The organism is Rhizobium sp. BK529 (genome assembly GCF_014194105.1).
Taxonomy (GTDB): Bacteria; Pseudomonadota; Alphaproteobacteria; order Rhizobiales; family Rhizobiaceae; genus Rhizobium.
Map to the genome: position 1 here is coordinate 1818496 of NZ_JACIAU010000001.1, position 12007 is coordinate 1830502.

The window sequence follows — 12007 nt, forward strand, 5'->3', positions numbered from 1 at the left end:
AAAAAGCGGCATCGGGGACTGGTAAAAATTAGCTGTTAACACTATATTTAGCGTTTGCAGCCAGCCTCACCACAAGATACAGGAAAGTGATCTCCGGATGACATCCTGTCACAAGACGGAACGAGCACCGGCTGCACGAAGGGACAACGTGTAGCCGGAAGGGAACTTTGCGCCCTTTCGGGTGCCAACACGAGGTTAGAGAAAATGCGCATCGAACGTCGGTTTACGAAGGCTGGTCAAGGCGCCTATGCGGATATCGAATTCCGCAAGGCGACGAGTGAGATCAAGAACCCGGATGGGTCGATCGTCTTCCGCCTCGAAAATATCGACGTGCCCGCGCAGTTCTCGCAGGTCGCAACCGACGTTCTGGCGCAGAAGTATTTCCGCAAGGCCGGCGTCCCTGCCCGCCTGAAGAAGGTCGAAGAGAATGATGTCCCCTCTTTCCTGTGGCGCTCCGTTGCCGATGACGCGGCGTTGAAAGGCCTGCCGAAGGATGAACAGACCGGCTCGGAAACCGACGCCCGCCAGGTTTTCGATCGTCTTGCCGGCACCTGGACCTACTGGGGCTGGAAGGGCGGCTACTTCTCTTCCGAAGAAGACGCAGCAGCCTTCAAGGACGAGCTTGCCTACATGCTCGCCACCCAGCGCGTCGCGCCGAACTCCCCGCAATGGTTCAACACCGGCCTGCACTGGGCCTATGGCATCGACGGCCCCGGCCAGGGCCATTTCTATGTCGATCCCTTCACCGGCAAGATCACGAAGTCCAAGTCGGCCTACGAACATCCGCAGCCACATGCCTGCTTCATCCAGTCCGTCGAAGACGACCTCGTCAACGAAGGCGGCATCATGGACCTCTGGGTGCGTGAAGCCCGACTCTTCAAGTACGGCTCGGGCACCGGCTCCAACTTCTCCATGCTGCGCGGCGAAGGCGAAAAGCTTTCCGGCGGCGGCCGTTCCTCCGGCCTGATGAGCTTTCTGAAGATCGGCGACCGCGCTGCCGGCGCCATCAAGTCGGGCGGCACGACCCGTCGTGCGGCCAAGATGGTCGTCGTCGACATCGACCATCCCGATATCGAGGAATATATCAACTGGAAGGTCAAGGAAGAGCAGAAGGTCGCCGCTCTCGTGACCGGCTCCAAGGTCGTTGCCAAGCATCTGAAGGCGATCATGAGGGCCTGCGTCAATTGCGAAGCCGACAATGGCGATTGCTTCGACCCGGCCAAGAACCCGGCCCTGAAGCGCGAAATCCGCGCTGCCAAGAAGGACCAGGTTCCGGAGAACTACGTCCAGCGTGTCATCCAGTTCGCCCGCCAGGGCTACAAGGACATGGAGTTCAAGACCTACGACACGGACTGGGATTCGGAAGCCTATCTCACCGTCTCCGGCCAGAACTCCAACAACTCCGTCTCGATCAAGGACGACTTCCTGCGCGCCGTCGAAGAAGATGGCGACTGGAACCTGACCGCCCGCAAGGACGGAAGGGTGATGAAGACGCTGAAGGCCCGCGACCTCTGGGAAACGATATCTTACGCCGCCTGGGCATCGGCCGATCCGGGCATCCACTTCAACACGACGATGAACGACTGGCACACGTCGCCGGCCGGTGGCCCGATCCGCGGCTCGAACCCGTGCTCGGAATATATGTTCCTCGACGACACGGCCTGCAACCTTGCCTCGCTGAACCTCCTGCAGTTCAAGGACAAGGCCACCAAGCGCATCAATATCGGCGATTATGAACATGCCGTTCGCCTGTGGACCGTCGTGCTCGAAATCTCTGTCATGATGGCGCAGTTCCCGTCGAAGCGCATCGCCGAACTCTCCTACGAATATCGTACGCTCGGCCTCGGCTACGCCAATATCGGCGGCCTGCTGATGTCCTCAGGCATCCCCTATGACAGCGCCGAAGGCCGCGCCATTGCGGGCTCGCTGACGGCGATCATGACCGGCATCTGCTACGCAACCTCGGCCGAAATGGCTGCCGAACTTGGCCCGTTCCCGAACTACGAGCCGAACCGCGAGCACATGCTGCGCGTTATCCGCAACCATCGCCGCGCCGCTCATGGTGAGAACACTGGTTACGAGGCTCTCTCGGTCAACCCGGTCGCGCTGATCCATCAGGAAAACCCGGATCAGGATCTTGCGGCTCATGCCATGTCGGCCTGGGACAAGGCGCTCGAACTCGGCGAGAAACACGGCTACCGCAACGCGCAGGTCTCGGTCATCGCCCCGACCGGCACGATCGGCCTCGTCATGGATTGCGACACGACCGGCATCGAGCCTGACTTCGCGCTGGTGAAGTTCAAGAAGCTCGCCGGCGGCGGCTATTTCAAGATCATCAACCGCGCCGTTCCGGATGCGCTGCGCACGCTCGGCTATTCCGAAAGCCAGATCGCCGAGATCGAAGCTTATGCTGTCGGCCACGGCAACCTGAACCAGGCGCCGGCCATCAACCCCTCGACGCTGAAGGCCAAGGGCTTCACCGACGAGAAAGTGGAAGCCGTCAATGCGGCTCTGAAGAGCGCCTTCGACATCAAGTTCGTCTTCAACCAGTGGACGCTCGGCGCCGACTTCCTAAAGACCATCCTGAAGGTCTCCGACGAGCAACTCGCCGACGTGAGCTTCAGCCTGCTCGAGCATATCGGCTTCTCGAAGAAGGACATCGAGGCCGCCAACATCCACGTTTGCGGTGCGATGACGCTGGAAGGCGCACCCTTCCTTAAGAAGGAACACCTGCCGGTCTTCGATTGCGCCAATCCCTGCGGCAAGATCGGCAAGCGTTACCTCTCGGTCGAAAGCCATATCCGCATGATGGCGGCTGCCCAGCCCTTTATCTCCGGTGCAATCTCCAAGACGATCAACATGCCGAACGAGGCAACCGTCGAGGATTGCAAGAATGCCTACATGCTGTCCTGGAAGCTCGGCCTGAAGGCGAATGCCCTCTACCGTGACGGTTCGAAGCTGTCCCAGCCGCTCAACGCATCGCTGATCGAGGACGACAACGACGAGGATGCGCTCGAAGATCTGATCCAGCAGCCGCTCGCTGCCCAGGCCGTGACGGTCACCGAGAAGATCATCGAGAAGGTGATCGAGCGTGTTTCCCGCGAACGCGAGAAGCTGCCGAATCGCCGTCAGGGCTACACCCAGAAGGCTGCCGTCGGGGGTCACAAGGTTTACCTCCGCACCGGCGAATTCGGCGACGGCCGCCTCGGCGAAATCTTCATCGATATGCACAAAGAAGGTGCGGCCTTCCGTGCAATGATGAACAACTTCGCCATCGCCATCTCGCTCGGCCTGCAATACGGCGTGCCGCTGGAAGAATATGTGGAGGCCTTCACCTTCACCAAGTTCGAACCGGCCGGCATCGTCATCGGCAATGATGCGATCAAGAACGCCACGTCGATCCTCGACTACGTGTTCCGCGAACTCGCCGTCTCCTATCTCGGCCGCCACGATTTGGCCCATGTCGATACGTCCGACTTCTCCAATACGGCGCTCGGCAAGGGTATCCAGGAAGGCAAGACGAACCTCGTCTCGACTGGCTGGACCCGCGGCTACAAACCGACGCTGGTCTCGAACACCGGCAGCGACCGTCAGCTCGGCGAGCCGAAGGGTGCAGCAACGGCAGCCCCTGCCCGCGCCTCCTCGACCGGCTCGGTAACCTCGTTTGCGGGTGCAGCCGCCCGCAAGCTGGAGCCGACAGCCGCCATCTCCACCTCCGAAATCGTCGCCTTCAAGCGCGATTATGAAGAGCGCGCCAAGGAACTGGCCGAGGAGATTGCCGAAGAAGTGCTCGAAGAAGCCGGTAACGACGCAACCGCCCTCTTCTCCGACAAGGCTGCAGCCGACGCTGCAACCGCCAAGACGGAAGCCAAGAAGGTGGAAGCCGAACGCCGCGCCCGCTCGATCATGCAGGGCTACACGGGCAATATGTGCAGCGAGTGCCAGAACTTCACGATGGTGCGCAACGGCACCTGCGAGAAGTGCGACACGTGCGGTGCGACCAGCGGCTGCAGCTGATTTTTTCGGAAATCCTTGGCCGCCACTGGTTTGAAGCGCGGTCATTGAAATGAGATAGAAATTGAAATGGCCGGACCCAAAAAGTCCGGCCATTTTCGTATCGGTGTCGTGCCCACTCAAACATCATGGGGGCGACGACCGATCACCATAGCGAGAAACATGACTGTAGGGTGATGCAGCTATGTTCACCGCCGGCTGATTTCGGCGACCGAATGGCGGGCGGTGAACGGAGAATTCATCCTGCATCAGTCCGGCATTGCCAAACAATCAGACATGCGCTTCACCATGGGGAAAATCACCGTCGTCCAACTTGCGGCGTAATGTGCCGTAGAGAATAACGGCATAGAAGATAACCACGATCGCGATCACCGGCCAGCCGGGAATCGGTCCGAGTGCCGCATTGTCGACAATATAGCTCCACGAATGTGCCAGCTCTTGCGACGCGCCTTCCGCCTGCAGCTTTGGCGTCGAGATCTTCAAGATCCATGCCATCAGCAGGATCGCGTACATCCAGCAATAATTCCGCCGCAGTCGCCGCTGCATAGCCTCGAAATAGCCGAGGAGAAGCCGCGGTGCACGCAGGCTCTTGGCAATCGATTGCGCCCAATCGGGATTGAGCTCGGCTTCGGGCATCAGAATCTGCGCAAAATAGCTGCGCTCCAGTTGCCGCACCCGCGCCCGATAAACATCGAAGAAGCGATAACGCCGCGCCTCGATCATCAGCAGCAATGTGATCAGCATCATGCCAAACAGCAACACGCCATGATGAGACGTTGGTGTCGACAAGGACACGGAGAGCAGCGCCGCCACGACGGTAATCGCCCAGTTCGACGTTCGGTCGATGCGGTCCCGCCAACTGGTCATCCGCGCGAGTTCGCCACGATAATAATGGTTCAGCGTGTTGGTGATCTCCCCCGTCGTCGTGGGTAGCGGCGGCGGTTTGATGTCCATGGCACTATCCAGGAGATGGGATGTCGTGAGCTCGGTGGCCATCGTCGTTTCCTCCTCGCATATGCTTCTTTCTCGCAACGGTCTTATGGCCCGCCGCTGCTGGGAATAAATATCTTGCTCCTTCAACCCAACGATCGCAAAAGCCATTCAAGCGCCTTAAGCCGCCACTCGTTTCAAGCGCGGTCACTGAAGCGTGCTGGAAATTGAAATGGCCGGACCCGAAAGGTCCGGCCATTTTCATATCGGAATACTGAAGGGGCCGGATAAGCTTGGCCCCGTCCAAGAGGATTAGAAACGACGCGGTGCTTCCGGCTTGTTTCCGACGATGCTGTCGATCCGCTCCAACACGTCTGCCGTTATCTTGTCCTTGTGCGAGAGGGCCGCGAGGTTGTCCTGCAATTGGCTCGCGCGCGAAGCCCCGAGAATGACGGTCGAGACGTTTTTGTTGGCGAGGCACCACAGAAGCGCGAGATGGGTGATCGAGAGACCGATCTCGTTCGCGAGCTTGGCCAGCTCGCGAACCTGGGCGAGCTGGGCGCGGGCGGCGTCGGTGGACCACCGTTCCTTCAGCCATTCATAGCCAGGCAGATTCATGCGGCTGTCGGCCGGAATGCCATCATTATATTTGCCGGTGAGCACGCCTGAGGCGAGCGGCGACCAGATGGTTGTGCCGAGGCCGATCAAATCGTAGAGCGGCAGATAGTCAGATTCGACCTTCTGGCGTTCGAAGATATTATACTGCGGCTGTTCCATGGTCGGCGGCGTGACGCGGAGGTCTCGGGCAACGGCATAGGCTTCCGTCAGCTGCTGCGCGGACCATTCTGACGTTCCCCAATAGAGCACCTTCCCCTGGGCGACGAGATCGTGCATCGCGCGGACGGTTTCCTCGATCGGCGTATCGATATCCGGGCGGTGGCAGAAGTAGAGGTCGAGATAATCGACCTGAAGCCTTTTGAGAGCCGCGTGGCAGGCGTCTGTCACGTGCTTGCGCGACAGGCCCCGCTGCGTCGGCTTCTGTCCTCCCCAGAACACCTTGCTGGATACGATGTAGCTATCGCGGCTCCAGCCGAGCGACTTCAGCGCCTCACCCATGACAATTTCGGACTTGCCGCTTTCATATCCTTCCGCATTGTCGAAGAAATTCACCCCATTGTCGTAGGCAAGCCTCATGAGGTCGATGGCGTCGCCGCCATTGACCTGCTTGCCGAAGGTGACCCACGATCCGAAGGAGAATTCACTCACTTGCAGACCCGACTTCCCTAGACGACGATAATCCATCATGCAGCTCCCATAGGTTATGAAAATGTGCCGCCTCTGGACCGAGGTCGGCGTCGTGTGATCGAGTGATTATCGATTTCTTGCACTATATGTCATCGGCAACGATATGCGAAGCTCCGCATGAAAGGAAACTACGTCCTTTCGCATCGTCTCTGCTCATCTGGCAATATCATATTATTTTCAACGGCTTCGATGGCAACATCCGCCGTCCCGCCTCCGGTTCCGCGCCGATCCAGCGCCCGATCATTTCCGGAAGCTCATCTGACCGCCAAGCTATTTGTCAATAACTGCAGGGCCTATCGTTGCCGAATCCGCCCAGGCACGCCGGTCGGAGCCCGAAGTCGGCGCTTTGCCCGTAACCGACAGAGCCGGTCTGGATCGAACTATCTGAGCTCGTCGTGCAGGACGATATCGTAGCCAGCACGATGACAGCCGCCCCTGCTGCCAACAGTTTTCGAAATTGGAACATCTGATCCACCCCCATCTAATCGGCGACCGGAACGCGGCGCATATCCGCTCCGGCTAATAAAATAGGCCAGTCCGGCGCTCCGAGAACGGCGTTGTCGATCAAGATTTCGTCATTTGCACAGGCCCGCAGAGATTAGACTTCCGGTATTTCATGTCAGGGCGATGGCAGCGGAGTGGCTGGTGTTTTTTGAGCGATGCCGAGATCTTCGACGTGACCGCAGCGGCGGCGGCGCGCTGTTTCTTCTCGAAGATGCTGGATGCACTGGGGGCTGCGCCCGATCACGTCTATGCCGAACGGCTCGATCCCAAGTTGCGACAAAGTTTGACCATCGGCCGGCCGATCGAAGGGTTGAATTCAGGCCACTGAGCAGGCGTTGCGAACTATCCGGACGTGCGCCCGCGGCCTACTCCTCCGGTGGATCCGCAAAATGCGCGACCGCGAATTCGGCGATCTTCTGGCCCGCCTTGTCGGCGTCTTCAAGCAGGGATGGGAAAAGTTGCCATTGATGCGGCATTCCTGGCCAGACTTGCGTCGTCACATCGACGCCCGCCTTCTGCGCTTTGTCGGCAAACCTCAGCGTATCGTCGAGCAGCAACTCGTCGGAACCGACCTGCAGCAGCAAGGGCGGAAAACCGGAGAGACTGGCATAAAGCGGTGAAACCTCGGGATCCGTCGCGGAATTGTTGCCGAGATACGCCTTGCGCAGTGCCTCCAGCACAGTCTTGTCCACGACCCGATCCTTGGCGGCATTGGCCGTGACAGATGCACCCGATAGCGACAGATCGGTGATCGGGCTGAGCGCCACGACGGCTGCTGGCAGCGGCTGTCTGGAGCGCATCTGCCGCAGCACCGTCTCGAGCGCGAGATTGCCGCCCGCGCCGTCCCCGACAATAATGATGTTTCCGTTGCTGTAGCCGCTGTCGAGCAGGTAGCGGTAGGCGCTCAAGGCATCATTGGCTTGCGCGGGATAGCTGTATTCCGGCGCCCGCCGGTAATCGATGAGCAGCACATCGCTGGAAGCGGCCTTCGCGAGTGAGCCGGCAAGCAGGCTGTGGGTGCGGATGGAGCCACTGTAGAAGCCACCGCCATGGATAAAAAGGATCGCGCGGCGGCCGATCGGATGGTGAAGGCGCGCCGGCCACATGAGTTCAGCATCGACGCCGCCGGCATCGACATGCCGGATCTGGATGCGTGTCGGCTCCGGCAGCGAATCCATTAAATCGCGAAAGGCGGTGCGACGGTCCCGCAGCGTCTCAGCATTCTTGAAATGTTCTTTCCAGCGCGAAAGCAGCTTTTCGACCTGCTCCTGGGAAGTCGGCGATTGTGCCGGCATTTCCTGTGCCGATATTTCCAGCGGAAAAGCAGACAGCACCATGCCGGCAAGCGCCGACAGCAGTCCTATACGACATTCCGCTTTCCATCGATCCCAAGCGGAAAAATACGGCTTTCTCATTCGCCCCTCCGGCGCTGATCTTGCTTTTCTGCGGCGCATCTTCGCCAGTTCGCCACCGAGAGTCAAAAGGGAGTTTTGACAGATCACCGGGAGCCTTTTCGTGATCAGATTGAAGCATTCTGACCAGGAAAGGCTCCGGGTTCATAATCCAATGACGTGCGCCGCACCGATCCGACAATCGGAGAGGATGTCATCTACCCGCTGGAATTTCGGACGCTTTGACGCTCAGTCGCCCCGGATCGCATCGATCACCGTGCGGAAGCCCGCGGAGATATGCCGGCGGCTCGGATAATAGAGATACAGCGGCTCTTCCGGCTGACACCATTCGTCCAGCACCTGGATGAGCTGACCGCTTGCAATCAGCGGCGCCACCCTGCCCTCCCAGACATACGCGAGCGCGACGCCGCTGAGTGCTGCCGAAGTCATCAGCTCGTGGTCGTCGAGGGCGAGCGGACCGGTCGGATGGAAGGTAATCGCCTGGCCATTCCTTTCGAAATCCCAGGGGTAACGTGCGCCCGAAGGGAACATATTCTGGATGCAGATATGCCGCTTCAGGTCATGCGGCGTCTGCGGCTTTGGCCGGGTTTCGAAATAGGCGGGTGCGCCGACGACGACGAGGCGCAGGCGCGGCTTGATGCGAACGGCGATCATGCCCTCCGTGACGCGCTCACCGAAGCGGATGCCGCCATCGAAACCTTCTTCGACGATATCCACCAGCCTGTCCGTTGCGGCGATTTCGAGCTGCAGGTTGGGATTGTTCATTAGAAGCGGTCCGATGATCTGACCGACGACGAAGGGCGCGATGGAATTGCCGACATTGATGCGCACCCGGCCGAAGGGCGTTTCCCGATAGCGGTTCAGCGCATCGAGCGCCGAGTTGATCTCACCGAAGGCCGGATCGAGATGTGACTGCAGAAGTTCACCGGCTTCCGTCAGCGAGACGCTGCGGGTCGTGCGGTTCAAGAGACGGATGCCGATGCGATCCTCCAGATTGAGGACCGCGTGGCTAATTGCAGAGGCGGTAACGCCCCTCTCCTCCCCCGCCTTGCGGAAGCTCTTGTGTCTGGCGACAGCGGCGAAAGCTGCCATTTCGGACAATTCGGTCGCTCTCATTGCTGAATGCTGCTCATCATAATCTCATAAATAACAAATCTTATACATGAGCTAGATTTGCGTCAAATTCCTCCTGTCAGCAACGAACTGCTGAAACAAACAATCGAAGGAAGGGAATTGTCATGAAAGTCTGGTTGATCACAGGTGCATCGCGCGGTTTCGGCGCGCTGATGACCAAAGACGCTCTTGCTACTGGCGACGCTGTCGTTGCCACCGCCCGCAATCCGAAGGCCATAACCGAACAGTTCGGCGATCATCCGAACCTGCTCGCCATCGCTCTGGACGTCACCAATGAGGAACAGGCCAGGGAAGCAGCAGCAGCAGCCGTTGCCCGCTTCGGTCGGATCGATATCCTCGCCAACAATGCCGGCTACGGCCTGCTCGGCGCCGTCGAAGAGGCAACGGCCGAGGAGATCGAGAAGATCTACGCCACCAACGTCTTCGGCCTCTTGAAGGTCACCCGCGCCGTACTGCCCTACATGCGCCGTCAGCGTTCGGGCCATATCCTGAACTTCTCGTCGATCGGCGGTTATGCCGGCTTCCCGGGCTGGGGTGTCTATGGCTCCACGAAGTTTGCCGTCGAGGGCCTGTCGGAATCGCTGGCGACCGAAGTCGAGCCTTTCGGCATCAAGGTCACGATCATCGAGCCCGGCTTCTTCCGCACTGACTTTCTGCATGACACCTCGCTGGCGATCAGCCCGGCCTCCATCCCCGATTATGTTGGAACGCCGGCCGGCAACATGCGCGACTTCGCAGCCAGCGCCAACCATGCCCAGCCCGGCGACCCGGCGAAGCTGACCGCAGGAATCATCGAAATGGTCAACGCCGCCAACCCGCCGCTGCGCATGCCTTTCGGTAGCGATACGGTCGCCAAGATCGAGGAAGAACATGCCAGTGTGGAAAAGGAACTTGCCCAGTGGCGCGCGCTCGCCGTCTCCACGGACTTCGGGCCGACCGCTTAAAGAAGCTCTGATCTCTCCGCAACGACAAGCGCGCGCCGGCGCGCTTGTTTTCATTTTGGCGTGAAGATTGTCGAGATGGCAAGATTCTCATTCGCCCCTAGCACCGCAATGGCCTATGTCTACCGCGTCATCACGAACAGGAAGAGGCAGGCATGGCGAGCACATCTATCTGTATCTATGGGGCCGGTGCCCTGGGAGGAGCGATTGCCGTCAAGCTTGCAAGCCGGCTCGGCGACGACGCGACTGTTTCCGTCGTTGCGCGCGGCGCGCATCTGGAAGCGATCCGCAAGAACGGGCTTTCTCTGCATGAAGCCGATGCTGACAAACCGATCAATGTGAGGGTTACAGCAACCGATGATCCCACTACGCTGCCGCCGCAGGACCTCATCATCACCGGCCTCAAGGGCCATCAGCTCGGCCCGGCAGCGGAAGGCATGGCGGCGCTGCTGAAGGACGGCACCCGTGTCGTCATGGTGCTGAACGGAATACCCTGGTGGTATTTCCACCGTGATACGCAAAGCGGCCAAGCCGAGCTGCAGTTCGACGAACTCGATCCCGGCGGCAAGCTGTGGCGGCTGATTGGGCCGGAACGGGTGATCGGCTGCGTGGCGCTGCAGGGCGCGGAGGTCGTCAACCCCGGTGAAATCCGCCTTTCCAACAACGGCCGCTTCGTGCTTGGCGAACCCTCCGGCGACATGTCGGCTGATCTCGAAACCATTGCCAGTCTCTTTGCCAAGGCCGGCCTCAATGTCTCCACCACGCCGCGGATTCGCGATGAGATCTGGAGCAAGCTGATGGGCAATGCGGCATTCAACCCGATCAGCGCCCTGACGCGGGCCTTGATGACCGATATCATGGCCGATCCCGCGCTGTTCGACATGGTCGGCAAGATCATGAACGAAGTGCGCGCCGTCGGTGGTGCCCTTGGTGCAACATTCAGCATCACGATCGAAGAGAGACTGCAGCAGTCACGCCACATCGGCCCGGTGCGCACATCAATGCTGCAGGATCTGCTGGCCGGCAAGGCTTTGGAGATCGTGCCGCTCGTGGGCATGGTTGTCGCGCTCGGACGCATTGCCAACGTGCCGACACCCGTTTCCGAGGTGATCATGGCGCTCGTCACACAGCTCGACAAGGAAAACCAGCGCGGCGGTTGATGGCCGCCTCTTTATGCGATTCGGCGGTCTCTTCATCAACGAAGCCGCGGCCCTCCATTTCACTGCGGAAGAGTGCGACCACAATCCGGATGAGATCTGCCGCGCGACCGCAGGCATGGTGCTCGATTTTGCACCTCTTGCGCGTAGCGCCGGTAACATCCACTAAATACGGTGCCGTTCCTGCCATTTTGAGACAACGGGAACGGCAACACGACGGGAGTTTCCAACCTTTCCTTAACTGCCGCGCTGATAGAGTCTCACCTGCAGAGACTTCATATGCCGCGAGACCGATGCCGAAACCAAACTTCCGCTTCACCCATTATGATCTTAAGGAACAGCGCGCTGGAACGATCATCGAGGTGTCGCTGAGCGCCGTGAACAATGTGCGGCTGATGACGGCGCCAAATTTCCAGCGCTTCACCGAAGTGCTCGATTTCAAGTATATCGGCGGTGTCGCGCGCAAGTCACCCGTCAAGCTCGCCATTCCCGAAAGCGGTCACTGGCATGTCGTCGTCGACATGGAAGGCCATCATGGGTTGGCGGATTCCTCCGTCAAGCTGATCAACGCCCCCAGCGCGCAGAGACGCGCCTGAATTCACGCGGTCCG

The 12007-nt window shown here is 59.6% G+C and carries 9 protein-coding genes and 1 pseudogene; 5 read left to right on the plus strand and 5 right to left on the minus strand.

Annotated features, from left to right (window positions below):
• Positions 1 to 204: 204 nt before the first annotated feature.
• A complete protein-coding gene (locus tag FHX08_RS09200; RefSeq protein WP_132651266.1) occupies positions 205 to 4017 on the plus strand; it encodes a vitamin B12-dependent ribonucleotide reductase in 3813 nt (1270 codons plus the stop codon).
• A 267-nt stretch (positions 4018 to 4284) separates the two neighbouring features.
• Here the strand turns inward: FHX08_RS09200 and FHX08_RS09205 are convergent, their stop codons facing one another.
• From FHX08_RS09205 to FHX08_RS31410, 3 genes are all read right to left on the minus strand, one after another.
• Complete coding sequence (locus FHX08_RS09205) at positions 4285 to 5010, minus strand: DUF2270 domain-containing protein (RefSeq protein WP_132651265.1); 726 nt, start codon at positions 5008 to 5010, stop codon at positions 4285 to 4287.
• A gap of 246 nt (positions 5011 to 5256) precedes the next feature.
• Positions 5257 to 6246, minus strand: a complete 990-nt coding sequence (locus tag FHX08_RS09210; RefSeq protein WP_132651978.1) for an aldo/keto reductase — start codon at positions 6244 to 6246, stop codon at positions 5257 to 5259.
• A 280-nt stretch (positions 6247 to 6526) separates the two neighbouring features.
• Positions 6527 to 6715, minus strand: a complete 189-nt coding sequence (locus FHX08_RS31410; protein WP_132651264.1) for a hypothetical protein — start codon at positions 6713 to 6715, stop codon at positions 6527 to 6529.
• Between the two features lie 186 nt (positions 6716 to 6901).
• On the opposite strand from FHX08_RS31410, the pseudogene FHX08_RS09215 reads away from it, so the two are divergent.
• Positions 6902 to 7081: pseudogene (locus tag FHX08_RS09215) on the plus strand (peroxidase); the annotation flags it as partial.
• A gap of 37 nt (positions 7082 to 7118) precedes the next feature.
• Here the strand turns inward: FHX08_RS09215 and FHX08_RS09220 are convergent.
• Together FHX08_RS09220 and FHX08_RS09225 are read right to left on the minus strand one after the other, a co-directional pair.
• Complete coding sequence (locus FHX08_RS09220; protein ID WP_245508227.1) at positions 7119 to 8090, minus strand: alpha/beta hydrolase; 972 nt, start codon at positions 8088 to 8090, stop codon at positions 7119 to 7121.
• 303 nt (positions 8091 to 8393) lie between these two features.
• Positions 8394 to 9281 (minus strand): LysR family transcriptional regulator, encoded by an 888-nt coding sequence (locus tag FHX08_RS09225; RefSeq protein WP_132651262.1) that lies wholly within the window; start codon positions 9279 to 9281, stop codon positions 8394 to 8396.
• A gap of 122 nt (positions 9282 to 9403) precedes the next feature.
• Here FHX08_RS09225 and FHX08_RS09230 point away from each other — a divergent pair, with 122 nt between their 5' ends.
• The 3 genes from FHX08_RS09230 to FHX08_RS09240 all read left to right on the plus strand — a co-directional run bounded on the left by FHX08_RS09230 (position 9404) and on the right by FHX08_RS09240 (position 11993).
• Positions 9404 to 10243 carry an oxidoreductase gene (locus tag FHX08_RS09230; RefSeq protein WP_132651261.1) on the plus strand — a complete coding sequence of 280 codons (840 nt, stop codon included), beginning with the start codon at positions 9404 to 9406 and terminating at the stop codon, positions 10241 to 10243.
• 152 nt (positions 10244 to 10395) lie between these two features.
• Positions 10396 to 11400, plus strand: coding sequence for a ketopantoate reductase family protein (locus tag FHX08_RS09235; protein WP_132651260.1), 1005 nt, complete (start codon positions 10396 to 10398; stop codon positions 11398 to 11400).
• Positions 11401 to 11690: 290 nt separating this feature from the next.
• A complete protein-coding gene (locus FHX08_RS09240; protein WP_132651259.1) occupies positions 11691 to 11993 on the plus strand; it encodes a DUF1883 domain-containing protein in 303 nt (100 codons plus the stop codon).
• Positions 11994 to 12007: the final 14 nt, after the last annotated feature.

Coding starts and splice junctions, on each gene's coding strand:
- FHX08_RS09200 (WP_132651266.1), top strand. CDS start 205: ATGCGCATCGAACGTCGGTTTACGAAGGCTGGTCAAGGCGCCTATGCG.
- FHX08_RS09205 (WP_132651265.1), bottom strand. CDS start 5,010: ATGGCCACCGAGCTCACGACATCCCATCTCCTGGATAGTGCCATGGAC.
- FHX08_RS09210 (WP_132651978.1), bottom strand. CDS start 6,246: ATGGATTATCGTCGTCTAGGGAAGTCGGGTCTGCAAGTGAGTGAATTC.
- FHX08_RS31410 (WP_132651264.1), bottom strand. CDS start 6,715: ATGTTCCAATTTCGAAAACTGTTGGCAGCAGGGGCGGCTGTCATCGTG.
- FHX08_RS09220 (WP_245508227.1), bottom strand. CDS start 8,090: ATGGTGCTGTCTGCTTTTCCGCTGGAAATATCGGCACAGGAAATGCCG.
- FHX08_RS09225 (WP_132651262.1), bottom strand. CDS start 9,281: ATGAGAGCGACCGAATTGTCCGAAATGGCAGCTTTCGCCGCTGTCGCC.
- FHX08_RS09230 (WP_132651261.1), top strand. CDS start 9,404: ATGAAAGTCTGGTTGATCACAGGTGCATCGCGCGGTTTCGGCGCGCTG.
- FHX08_RS09235 (WP_132651260.1), top strand. CDS start 10,396: ATGGCGAGCACATCTATCTGTATCTATGGGGCCGGTGCCCTGGGAGGA.
- FHX08_RS09240 (WP_132651259.1), top strand. CDS start 11,691: ATGCCGAAACCAAACTTCCGCTTCACCCATTATGATCTTAAGGAACAG.